This is a genomic window from Thermanaerothrix sp., from assembly GCF_056331585.1.
Map to the genome: position 1 here is coordinate 149535 of NZ_JBWGPQ010000002.1, position 15576 is coordinate 165110.

The 15576-nt window shown below is 53.0% G+C and carries 13 protein-coding genes; 2 read left to right on the forward strand and 11 right to left on the reverse strand.

All coding sequences use genetic code 11. The features are described from left to right. Window positions 1-42: 42 nt before the first annotated feature. Window positions 43-795 carry a 2,3-diphosphoglycerate-dependent phosphoglycerate mutase gene (gene gpmA / locus AC01YT_RS01625; RefSeq protein ID WP_315624176.1) on the reverse strand — a complete coding sequence of 251 codons (753 nt, stop codon included), beginning with the start codon at window positions 793-795 and terminating at the stop codon, window positions 43-45. Between the two features lie 207 nt (window positions 796-1002). Here gpmA and AC01YT_RS01630 point away from each other — a divergent pair, with 207 nt between their 5' ends. After that, window positions 1003-1794: a YdcF family protein gene (locus AC01YT_RS01630; RefSeq protein ID WP_476672424.1), complete on the forward strand. Its 792-nt coding sequence runs from the start codon at window positions 1003-1005 to the stop codon at window positions 1792-1794. Between the two features lie 3 nt (window positions 1795-1797). Here the strand turns inward: AC01YT_RS01630 and AC01YT_RS01635 are convergent, their stop codons facing one another. The 9 genes from AC01YT_RS01635 to AC01YT_RS01675 form a co-directional block, all read right to left on the reverse strand. Next, a complete protein-coding gene (locus tag AC01YT_RS01635; RefSeq protein ID WP_476672426.1) occupies window positions 1798-2955 on the reverse strand; it encodes a lycopene cyclase family protein in 1158 nt (385 codons plus the stop codon). 158 nt (window positions 2956-3113) lie between these two features. Beyond that, window positions 3114-5918, reverse strand: a complete 2805-nt coding sequence (locus AC01YT_RS01640; RefSeq protein WP_476672428.1) for a molybdopterin-dependent oxidoreductase — start codon at window positions 5916-5918, stop codon at window positions 3114-3116. Next, a complete protein-coding gene (locus AC01YT_RS01645) occupies window positions 5915-6811 on the reverse strand; it encodes an FAD binding domain-containing protein (protein ID WP_476672430.1) in 897 nt (298 codons plus the stop codon). Before AC01YT_RS01645 ends, AC01YT_RS01640 begins: the two co-directional genes overlap by 4 nt. A 122-nt stretch (window positions 6812-6933) precedes the next feature. Continuing rightward, window positions 6934-8526 (reverse strand): ABC transporter ATP-binding protein, encoded by a 1593-nt coding sequence (locus AC01YT_RS01650; protein WP_476672432.1) that lies wholly within the window; start codon window positions 8524-8526, stop codon window positions 6934-6936. 81 nt (window positions 8527-8607) lie between these two features. Continuing rightward, on the reverse strand, window positions 8608-9627 hold the full coding sequence (locus AC01YT_RS01655; RefSeq protein ID WP_315624182.1) for a BMP family protein: 1020 nt from the start codon (window positions 9625-9627) through the stop codon (window positions 8608-8610). A gap of 108 nt (window positions 9628-9735) precedes the next feature. Next, on the reverse strand, window positions 9736-10668 hold the full coding sequence (locus AC01YT_RS01660; RefSeq protein WP_476672435.1) for an ABC transporter permease: 933 nt from the start codon (window positions 10666-10668) through the stop codon (window positions 9736-9738). Then, window positions 10661-11740: an ABC transporter permease gene (locus AC01YT_RS01665; protein ID WP_476672437.1), complete on the reverse strand. Its 1080-nt coding sequence runs from the start codon at window positions 11738-11740 to the stop codon at window positions 10661-10663. Before AC01YT_RS01665 ends, AC01YT_RS01660 begins: the two co-directional genes overlap by 8 nt. A gap of 320 nt (window positions 11741-12060) precedes the next feature. After that, window positions 12061-12831 carry a SpoIIE family protein phosphatase gene (locus tag AC01YT_RS01670; protein WP_476672439.1) on the reverse strand — a complete coding sequence of 257 codons (771 nt, stop codon included), beginning with the start codon at window positions 12829-12831 and terminating at the stop codon, window positions 12061-12063. An 18-nt stretch (window positions 12832-12849) separates the two neighbouring features. After that, window positions 12850-13509, reverse strand: a complete 660-nt coding sequence (locus AC01YT_RS01675; RefSeq protein ID WP_476672441.1) for a class I SAM-dependent methyltransferase — start codon at window positions 13507-13509, stop codon at window positions 12850-12852. Window positions 13510-13561: 52 nt separating this feature from the next. Between AC01YT_RS01675 and AC01YT_RS01680 the strand changes: the two genes are divergently transcribed. After that, window positions 13562-14287 carry a histidine phosphatase family protein gene (locus AC01YT_RS01680; protein ID WP_476672443.1) on the forward strand — a complete coding sequence of 242 codons (726 nt, stop codon included), beginning with the start codon at window positions 13562-13564 and terminating at the stop codon, window positions 14285-14287. Here the strand turns inward: AC01YT_RS01680 and AC01YT_RS01685 are convergent. Continuing rightward, window positions 14279-15565, reverse strand: a complete 1287-nt coding sequence (locus AC01YT_RS01685; RefSeq protein WP_476672445.1) for an MFS transporter — start codon at window positions 15563-15565, stop codon at window positions 14279-14281. The two genes, AC01YT_RS01680 and AC01YT_RS01685, sit on opposite strands and share 9 nt — an antisense overlap. Window positions 15566-15576 lie beyond the last annotated feature (11 nt).

The window sequence follows — 15576 nt, forward strand, 5'->3', positions numbered from 1 at the left end:
TCAATGCCTCGCCTTTTTTCTCCTCTTACCTCACCGCCACCGTTATTGCTGTTTGGCTTCGGCTTGCTTAGCCACCGCTTCCGCCGCGGCGCGCACGGTCTCCTCATCGGCCAAGTAGCGCCGCGAAATGACCTTGAGGTCTTTATCCAAGGAATAGGCTAATGGAATACCGGTGGGAATGTTGAGTTCAGGTATATCTTGGTCGGAAATGTTATCCAGATATTTCACCAGTGCCCGCAGGCTGTTGCCATGTGCCACAATCAACACTCGCTGACCTGCCTGAAGGCGTGGAGCAATTTTCTCGTGCCAGTAAGGTAGTACACGCTCAAGGGTCATCTTCAGGGATTCGCATGCCGGCAGCAGTTTTGGATCCACATGCTTATAGCGCGGGTCAAAGCGAGGATGCCGTGGGTCATCCCAATCGAGAGGTGGCGGAGGAACATCATAACTACGGCGCCAGAGATGGACCTGCTCTTTGCCATATTTAAGAGTCATCTCGGCTTTGTTCAGACCCTGTAATGCCCCGTAGTGCCGTTCGTTCAACTGCCAGGCAATTTCATAGGGCAAATACATCAAGTCCATCTCATCCAGAATGATCCACAAGGTGCGAATGGCACGCTTTAGCACCGAGGTGAATGCAATATCAAACTCAAATTTTTCCGCCAGCAACTGCCGCCCGGCCCAGCGTGCTTCTTCTTTTCCCTGCTCGGTCAGGTCAACATCGGTCCAACCGGTAAAACGGTTTTCCATATTCCAAACGCTCTGCCCATGACGGACGAGTACTAGATTCTCCATTTCTACACCTCTCCTTTCCGGCCTAAGATTAGGGTAAGCACCCTGTAATTGCTCGTGAAAATTCACACAAAATAATTATACTTCAAAAACCAAGCCATTGGCTTAGATTTTACCGCGATTCTTTTCTCTTGACGGCCCTAAATCCACATTCGTCACCGATTTCGATTACAATCAAGGCTCAGAACGACCTGCGAATAAGGGCTTATCATGTTTGTTTTCCTTTCAAAGTTTCTACCCCTTTTTGTTTACCCGCTTGGACTGGCATGTATACTCTTGATCCTGGCACTCATCCGTTCATCAACGCGGATAAAGTCCTTCCTTATTTCCGCTGCACTTATTCTCCTCTGGTTAGGTGGCAACCGCTGGGTTGCCTACAGCCTGGCGCGTTCCCTCGAATGGCGCTACTTGCCGCCAGACGAGATTCCCCCAGCTGAAGCCATTGTCGTTCTGGGCGGCGGCACCGAAGCCCCATCTTATCCCCGTTTGTTTGTCGAGGTCAATGGCGCCGGTGACCGCGTTATTTTCGCCGCCCGCCTTTACAAACAAGGGAAAGCACCCTACATCTTGCTCAGCGGCGGCTATATCACCTGGCTGAGCCAGCGCGGTAGCACTCCAGCGGAAGAGATGGCCGATCTCATGACCCTGATAGGTATCCCCTCAGAGGCTTTATGGTTGCAACCCCGTTCTCAGAACACCCACGAAGATGCTGTCTTCTCGGCTGAAATCTTGCGCCAAAAAGGCATTCACCGCATCATTTTAGTCACTTCCGCCCAGCACATGCCGCGCTCGGTAGCCTTATTTAAGCACCAGGGTTTTGAGGTCATCCCTGCCCCCACCGATTTCAACGTGACCGAAAACACCTGGCGCGATCTCTGGCGCTTTGACCCACCCAGTCTGTTGATCAACTTGTTGCCCACCGCCGATAACTTAGGATTAACCACTAGCAGTCTCAAGGAGTACCTGGGTTTGCTGATCTATTGCCTTCAAGGTTGGCTCTAGCTGTTAGAGACGTTGTGCGATATACACCCGCCACAATGCCTGTAAAAATGGCCCAGACGGTAAGGAAGCCAACACCTGCAAACACTCCCCCCAACTGGCTTGCTCATCCAGGAAGCGAAAGATTCTCCAAGCCGGGTTATTGCGGAACAACTGCATGAAGATATCCGCCATTCGATCGCCATGACGCGACATAACCTGCAGCATAATCCGATCAAAGACGTGAAATCGCCTTGGTACTCGGGAAAGCGCAAAGGGATGACCACGGGTAATCAGTGAACGGACAATGGCTGCGCTATCAGCCTGGATGCGCATAAACGCATAACCACTGGAAGGCTTGACCAACCCACCTTTGGTACCAATATTCAAGATACGATGCCCGACCCTGCGCGCAAAAGGGTGATCGGTCATCGGGATGACCCCTCGCTCCTGCTCAAGGATGCGATAGCCCTGCACCCGGAGCACCTCTTGGAGATACATTCGCAGAGCCTCCTCATAAGCCTGATCGTCCAATAGTGCAGCAGAGAAGAGCGTATATTCCACCAAAGCCTGGTTGGTGCTCCAGGGCAGGACGTACATAAACCGCATGGCACCGTCTTGCGGGGTGCGAAAATCAAACAGCGTTCCCTGGCCTGGATCAAAGATGGCTCGATCCGTTTCAATCACCCAGCCCTTAAAGTGCTGCCACAGATAATGATAGCGCTGGGGTTGGGGCTTCCAGGACGAGAGTGAAAACGTGCTATCAAAGCCCCACCCACCCCGATGCTCCCGTCCCTCAACTACCACCGAGACCCCATCGGCGTCCTGGTTGACTGCCTCAATTTCACCCTGAATAAATGTCACGTTAGCATACTTTCTCAGTTCAGAGAGGATGAAACGATAATAATCTGCGCCGCGAATCATGCGATAGGTATAATCGCCCAGGTCCAAGTCTAGTTGTTCCTTCCAATGGGTCACGCTCAATCGCGGCCAAGAATGAAAATAAATCGGCTCAAACACCTCGGTACGGCGACTCCAAAAACACCACGTGCGATCATTACGGGTTTTTTCTTCCCTGTCCACGATCAGGATACGCCGATCTCTGAGCGGGCTCTGCACCATATGATAAGCCAGCGATAACCCCGCCGCACCTGCTCCAAGGATGACATAATCATACGCTTTCATAACGTCCGATGTCAGATGAGATGCCATGCAAAGATTTTACCCTTTTGAGCAGTACATCAGGGCGATCAAGGTTGTACACATCTCAAACTCCGGGATCTTCAACATAAAGCGGGTCAGGGTTTATGCCTGACCCGCCTTCAGTGTGCCCACTAGTTACGTCAACAGTTATTGAGGGCTTTGCAAATCATTTCCTGATCCACCGGCAAGCGATCCACCCGCACACCCACCGCATTATAAATGGCGTTTGTGATGGCAGCAGGTGTTGGGATCAACACAATTTCCCCCACCCCCTTGGCCCCATAAGGGCCTTCTTCCACAGGATGCTCCACCACAAACGAGATAATCTCAGGGGTATGAACAATGGAAGGGGTACGATAACGCGCCAAGCGATCCGTCACAACGTGTCCTTCTTTGACGATAAAGTTCTCGGTCAGGGCATGACCAATGCCCATGATCGCACCCCCTTCAATCTGTCCACGCAAGCCCAAGGGGTTGATAGCATACCCCACGTCATTGGCGACGATCATGCGCAACACCTTTACCTCGCCGGTGCGGGTGTTGACCTCAACCTCCGCCGCCTGCGCCGCAAATGAGAAGGCGAAGTGCATATCCCCACCTTCACCCAGCGGGCGCGTCGCAGGAGCCCAGTAGGTGTAGGATGTGACCGGCGGCCGACCGCTCGCCAGCATTTCCTCAGCTACTTGCTGCAAAGACAGGGTGTGACCATTGATTTGAGCCAGCCCCTCAACGAAGCGAATTTGCTCCGGTGGCACATCGTAGCGCTCAGAAAGTTCACTGGTTAGCAATTCCTTGAGCGCACGCGCCGCGTAGCGTACGGCATTACCGGTCACAAAGGTCTGACGCGAGGCTGTCGTTGGTCCACCATCTGGTGTCAAATCGGTATCCATAAGTAGCACATCAACGCGCTTGGGCGATTGGTTCAATTCTTCGGCGGCGATCAATTGTAATACCGTTGGAAGGCCCTGTCCCAATTCTGCCGATGAGGTACGCACCTGGAATGTGCCATCACGACATAACTCCACCTCAGCGCCGGCTTTGTCCGGAGCACCACCGCCCAGACCGGTGTTCTTATACCCTACCGCAAACCCCCACGCCCGCACCAAATGGGGTGCACCCGGCACCGGTTTGGGCGCAAAAGGATTGGGACCACCTAAGCGGCGCATTTCTGCCTCAACCTTCTCAATGCATTCTAACAACCCCACACTCTGACGCAATACCTGGCCGGTATTGGTAACACTGCCGACCCGCAAGGCATTTTTGCGCCGCAATTCGACTGGGTCTATCCCCAAGCGTTCGGCCAACATATCCATGATGCTCTCAATCGCAAATGCCGACTGCATCACCCCAAAACCGCGAAACGCCCCGGCGGGGGGATTATTCGTGTACATGGCATAGCAATCCGCTTTAACATGGGGGACTTCGTAAGGCCCTGAGGAATGCGTGGTCGCTCGCGTCATCACCTTCTCGCCTAACGACGCATAAGCCCCGGTGTCACCGTAGAGTTCGGTTTCCACAGCCGTTAACCGTCCATCTGATTTCGCTCCCACTTTGACCCGAATCTGGGTGGCATGGCGTTTGGGATGAACGATGAGTGATTCGTGGCGATCAAAGAGCAATTTAACCGGTCGGCCAGTGGCATGGGCTAAAAGTGCAGCATGAATTTGCCCCGCAATATCTTCCTTACCGCCAAAGCCGCCCCCCATCAATTGACCAACCACACGTACCCGTGATTCCGGCCAGCCCAACGCACGAGCAATCTGCTGACGATCCGCATAGGGAATTTGAGAACCCACATACACTTCCATCCGTCCATCCGGGGTCGGACGGGCAATGCTGCACTCTGGCTCCAAAAAAGCATGATCGTGCATCGGGGTGAAAAAGGTGTGCTCAAGGATGACATCCGCTTCGGCAAATCCTTGTTCAACATCCCCTTTACGCACCTTGATGTGTTTGAGGAGATTACCATTGGGGTGAATCTTGGGTGCATCTGGTTGAGCAGCCTGCACCGGGCCTGTGATCACCGGTAACGGCTCAAATTCCACCTCAATGAGATCCAAGGCCTGGGTGGCAATTTCGCGGGTTTCGGCGGCCACTATCGCAATCGCATCCCCCACGTAACGCACCTGTTCCCCTACCCCCACCATTATCGGCCAATCATAAATCACCAAGCCGTGATTGCGCTCACCCGGGATATCCTCCGCCGTCAGCACCGCGACCACGCCGGGCAAAGCCTTGGCTTTGCTCACATCAATGCGTTTGACAATAGCCGAGGGCACCATTGCCCGCTTGACGCGCGCGTGGAGCATCCCCTCGAACTGCAAATCATCGGTGTACTTCGCTCGCCCGGTAACTTTGGCCACGGCATCTGGGCGTGGGTGAACATTGCCCACATACTTGCCCGGCTTCGCAGCAGGGGGAATCTGCGGCGCTTCTACTGGGGTCCCGGTTTTCATTGCCTTAGCCGCCGCCTTAATGGCTTGAAGAATAGCTGGATAAGCCCCACAGCGGCACAATGTGTCTTTAAGCGCCGTTTTGATATCCTCATCACTGGGCTCGGGCTTGCGCAGAAGCAGGGCATAAGATGTCATAATCTGACCCGGGGTACAAAAACCACACTGCAACGCGCCGTACTTGATAAAGGCTTCCTGGAGGGGATGAAGCGCTTCTTCTGAGGGCAATTCTTGCCCCCAATTCCCTGTCTTGACCAGGCCTTCAATCGTTAGGACATGCTTGCCCTGCACACGTACCGCCGGATAGGAACATGAGAGCACCGGCTCCCCATCCACCAACACCGTGCATGCCCCGCATTCCATTTCATTGCAACCGATTTTGGTGCCGGTCAAACCCAGGCGATACCGCAACAAGTCCGAGAGCATCTCTCCCGGCACAATGGGCAGATCCACTTCTTGCCCATTTACCCATAAACGTAACCGCTCGTTCATAGCGCCTCCACCACCGAAGGTTCCAGGGTGCGTTGCCAAGCTTTCGTGACCACTTCTTCCAATAAGACACCACTCAGGTGATAACGGTATTCTGCGCTGGCGCGCATTGGGCTACTGCGAAATCGAATCGTCTCCCGGATCGCCTGTCGGGCTAAAGCAAACGCTTCCTCATCGCATTGCCGCCCTTTGAAGGCATCCTCCACTGCCACGGCACGCCGTGGCACCGGGCCGGATGGACCAATGGCAATCCGAATATCCTTGACGATATCCTCATCCCGCTCAATCCAAACGGCAGTATTAAGAATAGGTAACGCCACACCTTGAGGTCGCATCACCCGCCCAAAGGCCGATGCCTGATACGGTCGGCGTAGAGGGACGTGAAACCCAACCAGGATCTCCCGCCGCAAATCCAACGCGGTTTTTCCCGGCCCTTTAAAAAGATTTTCCAAAGGCTCCCAGCGTCGCCCCTCCAGGCTGGCAACCTCAGCCCGCGCATCCAGGGCCAGCAAAGCGATCATGCCATCTGCCGCCGGCAGGGCGTGGGCTACATTTCCCCCTAAGGTAGCCGAATTACGCACCTGTGGGCCGCCGATTTGACCGCATGCCTCCGCTACCGCCAGCGCATGATAACGCACCAGCGGTGATTCGGCGATCCGGCTCACCGGTACCGCAGCTCCAATGAAGAGATATTCCTTGCTTTCTTCCAGCCTTTTCAGTTCGGGGATATGTGTGATGTCAACCAACGTGTGAACCGGCTCGTGCTCCCCCTGCTGGATTTCCAACAGCAGGTCAGTTCCACCCGCCACCGGTAGGGCGGGCTCGGGAGCACTACTCAGGACGTGTAAGGCTTCCTCAATCGAATAAACCAGAACATAGTTGTTCCAAAAGCGCATAGGATCGGTGGACTCCTTTCGTTTGACGGCGGCACTTTTCGACGGGCTCACCAGCCCGACGCCGACAGCCACCCGAGAGACTGCCGACCACCGATTCCTGAGATTTAGGGTTGTTTTTTCTATTATAGACGAATTTTCTCCAAATGGTGCTGCCCTCCTTCACGCACGCCGGCCATCATCAGCCCCAATTGTTCCGCGGTCGCACTTGAACCATCCACGATGCCAACAATTTCGCCTTCATAGATGACCGCAATGCGATCCGAAAGGGCACGAATTTCATCCAGGTCTTCCGAGATCAAAAGAATCGCCGTCCCTGTCTGACGTTGCTCAAGCAAACGTTGGTGAATATACTCGGTGGCGCCAATATCTACCCCACGCGTGGGCTGTGAGGCGATTAACACCTTAGGCCGCCGCGAGAGTTCGCGGGCCAAAATAAGTTTTTGAATGTTTCCACCCGAAAGGTTCTTGACCGGGGTATCCACCGAGGGTGTTTTGACATTGTATTCATTGACCAGCCGACCTGAAACCTCACGAATGGCGTTAAAGTTCAAAAATATGTTGCGCGAAAACGGTGGTTTATGGTGGTCCTCCAGGATCAAATTATCGGCTACACTAAACTCTTTGATGGTGCCATCGCGCAGTCGCTCTTCCGGGATATAAGATTGGCCCAATGCAATCCGCACTCCGGGTGGTTCATGGGTGACATCCTGCCCGCAAAGCAAAATGCGCCCTGCTTTAACTGGGCGCAACCCTGCTAACGCCTCCGCCAATTCGCGCTGACCGTTGCCCGAAACCCCGGCCAATCCCAAAATCTCACCCGAACGCACCTCAAGCGAGATGCCGCGCACGGCGTCTTGCCCGCGATCGCCACCCACGACAAGATTCTCGATTGCCAACCGCACCTCACCTAACTGTGCTGGCGGGCGTTCATACTGCAAAATGACCGGACGACCGACCATCATTTGGGCCAATTCAATTTTATTGGTTTCCTTGGTAGGACGCAATCCCACCACTCGCCCATCCCGCAATACGGTCACCCGATCACTGATGGCCAATACCTCATGCAGTTTGTGCGAGATAAAAATCAATGCATGCCCATTCTGAGCCATCTGGCGCAAGGTGCGGAAGAGATCCTCGACTTCCTGAGGTGTGAGCACTGCCGTGGGTTCGTCAAGGATCAGCAACGCCGCGCCGCGATAGAGGGCTTTGATGATCTCCACACGCTGTTGCTCTCCGACTGCCAATTGCCACACATAGGCCTTGGGATCAACCTTTAAGCCGTATTGCTCGCTCAACTCACGAATGCGTTTTTCTACGCGGTCCAGGTCTAACAAAATGCCGCGCGAAGATTTCAAACCCAGGGCAACGTTTTCAACTACCGTCAATGATGGCACCAGCATAAAGTGCTGGTGGATCATGCCTATTCCGGCGCGGATTGCGTCTTGGGGGGAATTAAAATGTTGTTCCACCCCGTTGATCAGAATTTTGCCCGCATCAGGGCGGTACAACCCATATAATTGGCGCATTAGTGTGGTTTTACCCGCGCCATTTTCACCCAGCAAGGCATGAATCTCGCCCGCGCGAACGTCAAAATCCACATGATCATTAGCCAGCACGCCCGGAAAGCGCTTGACAATACCAATCATGCGCATTTCCTCAATGCGCGCATGGCCTGTGGGCAAACGACCATCAAGACCAATCGTCTGAGTGCTCATCCTCACCCGCAATCCATTTCATTTTAATCCCGGGGCGGGTGCGACCCTGGAGAGGTCGCACCCGCACGACGACAAAACCTCTTAGTAGGGCAACGGCTTGATTGTACCGTCAATGATGCCCTTGATCACTTCGTCAGCCTTCGCCTTGATCTCTGCTGGCACCGGCACGCGGTCATTGTATTTGATGGTCAAACCACCATTCGCAAGGGTCAAGGTGTAAGCCACACCACCCAACGTGCCAGCCTTGCGCTTGGCGATCATGTCCTTGATGATGCCAGTGTAATCATAGACCTGATTGGCAACGACGATATCCGGACCAAGGCTGGTCTGATCCCATTGCTGACCGAACCACTTGGCGCCTTTCTCCTTTGCCACACCAATGGCACCCACCACCGATTGTGATGAGCCGGTCAGCATATCCGCACCCGCTGCAATGTGGGTCTCCGCCGCCGCAGCCATCAGCGAAACATCCGAAAACGAACCAGTGTACGTCACCTGAACCTTCACATCCGGTCGTGCTTGCTCGGCTCCGTACTTGAAACCATCCACATAGGTCTTGGCATCACCGGCCTCTACCGGGCCACACACGCCGAGAACGCCGGTCTTAGACATCAACGCAGCGATGGTGCCCAACACATAGCCACCCTGTTCCGCGGCCGGGTTGTAAGCAAAAACGTTCTTAATCCCTTGATCCGCAAAGGTATCCGTTGCCGTACCCCAGGCAAAACTTGTGTTAGGGAATTCCGGCGCAATCTGTGCCACCGAGGTTCCATATTGAGAACCATGAGCAATCACAATATCGTACCCTTGAGAGGCATAATCACGGATCGCTGCTGCGGCATCCGGCACCTTAAACATGTTTTCTGAATAGGCAATTTCCATCTTGGATGGGCCACCCATTTCTTGTTGCACCTTGACCAGTGCCTCATACATGCCCTGGCTAAATGCCATATCCGTGATTGAAGAGGGCATAACAATGGCCACGCGGAGTGGTTTTTCAGGTGCTTGAGTTGGGGTTGGTGTCGCTGCTGGCGCGCACGCGCTGAGGAATAAAGCGACCAAAACGACCAGCATGAGCAAGCGAGAGAACACAGACTTCATGGTTTCACCTCCTAAGTGGTTCGGAAAAAGGTTTGACGGGCCAATTCATACCGGCTTAGGCGACTTGACTTCTCCTCCTACCTAATTAGAATAAACCACCTCCTTCCATTAGAACTCACCACGCTCAAAAGGCTTGCCCAATGCATCCGGCATCGCCGCACGGCGTACCGAGATCGCCAACGCCAGAATCGTCATCGCATAGGGAAGCATCACCGCAAAGTCATAGGGGAAATTCACACCCAGAACCTGTAACCATAATTGTAGCGCATTGACAAAACTGAACAAGAGTGCGCCTCCTAAGATGCCCAAAGGACGCCAACTACCAAAATAAACCAGGGCAATGGCAATGAACCCCATGCCGCTGGTCATATTCTCCTGAAAGAGGTTGATCAGAGAGATGGATAAGGATGCACCGGCAATCCCCGCCAATATTCCACCCAACGTTACCGTTATATAACGGATCAAATCCACATTGATACCCAATGTATCCGCCGCCTGAGGATTTTGTCCTACTGCCCGGATCATCAACCCGAAAGGCGTCCGATAAAGGACAAAACTGGCTAAAGGCACCAAGAGAAATGCCCCATAGACTAAAACATTGTGGTTAAATAACACATCCCCAAGATAGGGGATATTACCCAAAAGGGGAATTCGCACCGGTTGAAATCCACTGATGGATTCCACCCCGCTCATTGTCTTCTTGAACAGCAAACTAGAAAGGCCCAACCCGAACATGTAAAGACCGATGCCACTGATCCCCTGTTCGGCCTTCAGCGTTACGCTCACCAGGGCCATGAGCAATCCCATCAGCATACCCACTGCCGCCGCTGCCAGCAACCCCAACCAAACATTCCCGGTTCGCATCCCCACAAAGAAGCCACTGAACGCCCCCATCAGCATAATCCCATCTACACCCAGGTTATAAACACCCGAGTTTTGAGCAAAAGCCTCACCAATTGCAGCATACAGATAGGGGGTTGCTAACCTTAAGCCCGAATAAATGATCCCCAAAATGACCGGAACCGTAAAGAGATCACTCATAGGTCTCTCTCCTGCGGGCACGGCGCACGGCCCAGATGCGACTGCTAACCACAAACAACACAATCAATCCCATTAGTGTATCTACAAAGGCTGAAGGGACTTGAACAGCGCGCTGTAATTTATCCGCACCAACCAAAAGCCCCCCAAAGAGCACCGAGGCCGGTATGGTGCCCAAGGGGTGTAAATTGCCAAAGAGGGCAGCCACGATACCCGAAAAGCCATAACCTCCCGAGAGACCCTCCAACATACGCCGCTGCACCCCCATGACCTCGACGGCACCGGCTAAACCGGCGAATGCCCCGCCCAAGATAATCGCCAGGGCTTGGTAAACCGGCACCGGAATCCCTGCGTAGCGTGCTGCGCGTGGATTCAGCCCCACCGCGCGAATACGATAGCCAATGGTGGTACGCCAGAGGAAGACATAGACCAATATCGCCATCACCAGTGCCAGAACACTACCCGCGTGCAACAGTGTCTGCGGCACCAGGCGTGGCAACCAGGCTTGGCGGGGTAATAAAGCCGATTGTGCTATGCGTGTACCCGCCTCAATTTCTGCGGGGTCAATCATCGGGCCACGCAAGAGGTAGTTAGAGAGTTGGAGGGCGATTGCATTCATCATTATTGTACTGAGGATTTCATTAACTCCCAAGCGAGCCTTCAATACCCCTGGCACTGCCCCCCATAACGCCCCACTGAGTGTTCCTACCAACAGACACAGTGGAAGTAAAAGCCATCCTGGTGCTTGGTTTAACGAGAGCGCTAGCGCCGTCGCCGAAAGCGCACCGACGATAATCTGCCCCTCGCCGCCGATATTAATGACCCCCCCACGGAAAGCGATTGTAATCCCCAACCCCACTAGTAAAAGGGGGGTTGCCTTGACTAAGGTTTGAGTGAGGCTAAAAGTACTCCCGACCGCCCCCTGCACCAAAGCCGCAAAAGCCACCCCAGGGTTGGCACGGAGCAATAGCAAGATCAGCGCCCCAATCACCAGTGCCACCGGTACGGCTAAAAGCGGCAGGATAGCCTCAAAGACTTGATTGAGGGTACGTTTAATCTCAAACCGCTGGGGCATTAATCGTCTTCCTTTCGATCAAATTTTTGAAACGCACGAGAGGGGAAACGATAAAGCGGGTGACTTACCAATAAGGCGAGCGGCGACGCAGAACACCAGCTAATTACCAATTATAACGAAATATCAGACAATTACAAAGTGACAAATGTCGTAAATTTCTTTATTTCTCTCCCAGATTGTCATACAAGTTGACCGAACAAGTTCTTGTGATGTACTTTCGGTCGCATAATACGTAATAATGCGCCTCCGCTTCGCCTCACCCCCAACCATATACCAAGAGCAAAACCGGGGTTTATTCCGGCTGTTGTGGGGATTCAAATTTACTCGCCTTCGTCCTCATCTTGTGAGAGTAAGACACTATCCGTCGCTGATAGATAATCTGCCGCGGTAGCCAAGGGCAAACGCACTATCAGACGCCGCACCTGATCACTTTCGCGCCGCACCACGCGCAACACCACCACACTCATGTCATCATTCGGACGACCATGATCTAACCAAATGGCTTGAGAAAGTAGGATATCAGCTAGAGCCTGAGCCTCAGGATCTTGCTCTTCAAGCATCGCTTCCAGAACCGTGCAAATATCCAGCGTACGCCCGTATTGACTACCGGCTTTGCTTATTCCATCGGTATGCATGACGACGGTGGTACCCGCTTCCAACGGAATCTCGGTGATGGCCGGTCGAATGTTCCGTGCCACACCGATGGGTTGATCTACGCCCGAGATACACTCGACCTGATCTTGATGGGCAACATAGATTGGCGTAGGGTTATTGTGAGTGAGAACGAGTGTGTGGGTTTGTAAATCCGCACTCAAAATACTTAGATAAACCGCCGCCTGCCCATTCCGTTCGGTATAGAGAAAGTCCGATGCCGCACGGGCTGCCGCACCATCGCGCACCCCTTCCGCCAGTAAACTTATCACCTTGTGCACTACCAAGCTGGAAACAACCTTAGCTTGACGCCCCGACGCCTGACCATCGCATAAAACCACTGAGAGCCCACCATTGGGGCGTTCTACTACTTCAAGGGTATCCCCACTTTCTTGAGAACCATATTTGGTCGCCTTCGCTACCGCAATTTGTATTTCCATCGCCAGCCACCTGCCTGATTATTCTAGACCATTTGCTTCTGCAATTGCAAGATCAGAAGGTTTTTGGGCCACCAAAACCAATAACCGATCACCATTATAATCGCTATTTTCCCAAGTGACGTTCACGTAATTTAAGTCGAGCAGGCGAGCGGTAATAGAATCATACACAGAAGGCAGCCAGGGGCCTTGCGATGTGAGACGAAAGAACCACCGTAAAAAACGCGCATAAGGACTATTACCACCCAGTCTACTTCCCAATAGAATAACTAAATAACCACCAGGGCATAAAATCCGCCAGATACCCTCCAAGGTCGGTGTCGCCAGGATAAAGACGCCTGGAAACGTCGCTACTACACAATCGAAGCACTCGCAAGCAAAGGGAAGCGTCTCAGCCCGGCCCCGAACCAGATTGAAGACCAAACCAGCCCGTTGCAAACGGTCGCGCGCCATTTTGATCATGGGCATACTCTCATCAACCCCAAAAGTTGAAAAACCTGCCGCGTGTAACTCGACCTGCAAATGGCCTGGACCAAACCCAATTTCCAATACCCGCAACCCGCGGATAAAGGGAAGGACTGTATGAACCCAATGTCGCCAGCGTCCAGCAGAGACAATATGGGCAACCCAATCGTAAGCCCAAGCAAAAGGATGATAAAGCAACCAGAAAATGCGTTCCATAAGGTATACTTTACCTGCTACACCTAAAACCCATAATCGAGATGAGCGCCTCATGGAATTATATTTCATCCGCCACGCGCAATCTGAGAACAACGCTTTATGGGAAAACACTCGTAGCAGTGATGGACGTCATCCTGACCCCGACCTCACGGAAAAGGGGATACGCCAAGCTCTTTATCTGGCTTCATTCCTCAAAACACCCAGATCACTTCCAACGAATGCTAACCGCGGTGCCGATTGGCATAACCGTTACGGCTTTGGCATTACCCACATTTACTGTAGTCTTATGAAACGAGCAGTCAAAACCGCTGCGATAGTCGCTCAAGCCTTGAACCTACCGCTCTATGGGCACTTAGATCTCCACGAGAACGGGGGAATCTATTGGCAAGACCCCGAAACCGATGACTTTATCATCCAAGCCGGACTCTCCCGCTCATCCCTATTGGCACTTTATCCCAATTTCATACTTCCCTCCGAAGTTGGTGAAAAAGGGTGGTGGAATCGCCCCTTTGAAACCGAAGATGAGAGCCGTTTCAGGGCCAAGCGCCTGTGGCAATGGCTACTTGAACACCACGGTAACACCGAGGATCGTGTGGCATTCTTCAGCCACGCCGGTTTTTATCACACCTTCCTAATTACCGCTCTGGGTTTAGAGCACATGGGTAACGCCTGGTTGTCTCTCAGCAATTGTGCCATCACCCGCCTGGATATCACACCTGATGGTGTATGGGTGGCTTATACAAATCGAGTGGATTTTCTTCCCGATTCTCTACTGTGAATCGGCCAGTTCCGCCCCTTCCATCACCACGAATTTTTTAGACCGATCCATCGTCGCAAACAGGAGAAATCCCAATAGTTGAACCCCGCCACCGATCCACAGTGCCATCGGAAGCCCCAACCAATCCGCCAATGAAGTTCCTAACACCGGGGCAACCATCGCGGAAATATACTGTAGTTCTTGTGCCAGGGCAACAAATGAGGCGCTATATTCCACCGGAACGCGCTTCATCAATTCATCGAAGAAAACTAAATTCAGGCCGGCCTGAAAAATGCCGGTCATCCCGGCCAGAACTGCGATAAGTTCCGCGCGCCGAGTTAGGGCCACCAGGATGGGATAGATACCCACCCCAAAGGTTGTCCACAGCAAGATCCAACGCGTCCCACGCCGCCGCGATTGCGCTGACCAAAAGAAATATCCCACCATCAGAATCGCCGTCTGAGCTGTGTTGATTGTCGCAATCCAACCATCGGAGGCATGGACCACCCGCACAAAATAGAGTGGAAACAGCGGCGTTACCAGTGCCGAACCGGTTAAGAAAATAAACCGTCGCGCCACAAAGGATAAGAATGAATGTTCATTGCGAAGGATATGTAAATAGCGGGCTAATCGTTCTCGGATTCCTCTAGGCCCATGCTCTTCCTCTACAGGCATTTCGGGCAAAACAATCTGACTCGAAAAATAGTAACTCAAGATTCCCGCTAACCCCAAACCCATAAACGCCAATTGGTAATTCAATGGAAATGCAATACGATCCAGAAGTTGACCGATGAGAAGGACAGCCACCGAGGTTGTCACCCCAAGAATGGACCAGCGCCGTGTCATCAGGTCGAAGCGGTAGTTAGGACCAGCCACCGCGTTCATCACCACCGAGAACGTGATCGAGAGCATGGTTTGGGGAATGGTCGCCAGCGCCCACAAAAACAAAATTCCTCCCACCTGAAAGGACGGCGGGAGCACCAGGCTCACCAACCCAATCAGCCCATACCCAAGAATGTAACCCATCCGGGAAAGACTAAACCAACGCACAATATTGCGTTGGCGTTGCAGAAATTGCCCCATAGGCAACGCCAACAAAAAACCGGTGAATGCCGGCAGTGACGAGAGCAATCCCACCTGAAAACTGGATGCCCCTAAACGCGTTAAAAAGACCGGCAAGAAGGGAGCAGCTGCGTTGGCTAACCCAACCGCTATTGCATCCAATTCAACGTTACGAAAGTTGCGCCGCTGAACTGGACTAAGTTCGGGTGGACCAAAAAGAAAGCGTCGAAGACTCACCACACCAAGTC

What these genes read in the sequence shown, in the direction of transcription:
- AC01YT_RS01680 (WP_476672443.1), top strand. Translation starts at nt 13,562, where the DNA reads ATGGAATTATATTTCATCCGCCACGCGCAATCTGAGAACAACGCTTTA.
- AC01YT_RS01675 (WP_476672441.1), bottom strand. Translation starts at nt 13,509, where the DNA reads ATGGAACGCATTTTCTGGTTGCTTTATCATCCTTTTGCTTGGGCTTAC.
- gpmA (WP_315624176.1), bottom strand. Translation starts at nt 795, where the DNA reads ATGGAGAATCTAGTACTCGTCCGTCATGGGCAGAGCGTTTGGAATATG.
- AC01YT_RS01630 (WP_476672424.1), top strand. Translation starts at nt 1,003, where the DNA reads ATGTTTGTTTTCCTTTCAAAGTTTCTACCCCTTTTTGTTTACCCGCTT.
- AC01YT_RS01665 (WP_476672437.1), bottom strand. Translation starts at nt 11,740, where the DNA reads ATGCCCCAGCGGTTTGAGATTAAACGTACCCTCAATCAAGTCTTTGAG.
- AC01YT_RS01645 (WP_476672430.1), bottom strand. Translation starts at nt 6,811, where the DNA reads ATGCGCTTTTGGAACAACTATGTTCTGGTTTATTCGATTGAGGAAGCC.
- AC01YT_RS01640 (WP_476672428.1), bottom strand. Translation starts at nt 5,918, where the DNA reads ATGAACGAGCGGTTACGTTTATGGGTAAATGGGCAAGAAGTGGATCTG.
- AC01YT_RS01655 (WP_315624182.1), bottom strand. Translation starts at nt 9,627, where the DNA reads ATGAAGTCTGTGTTCTCTCGCTTGCTCATGCTGGTCGTTTTGGTCGCT.
- AC01YT_RS01670 (WP_476672439.1), bottom strand. Translation starts at nt 12,831, where the DNA reads ATGGAAATACAAATTGCGGTAGCGAAGGCGACCAAATATGGTTCTCAA.
- AC01YT_RS01635 (WP_476672426.1), bottom strand. Translation starts at nt 2,955, where the DNA reads ATGAAAGCGTATGATTATGTCATCCTTGGAGCAGGTGCGGCGGGGTTA.
- AC01YT_RS01660 (WP_476672435.1), bottom strand. Translation starts at nt 10,668, where the DNA reads ATGAGTGATCTCTTTACGGTTCCGGTCATTTTGGGGATCATTTATTCG.
- AC01YT_RS01650 (WP_476672432.1), bottom strand. Translation starts at nt 8,526, where the DNA reads ATGAGCACTCAGACGATTGGTCTTGATGGTCGTTTGCCCACAGGCCAT.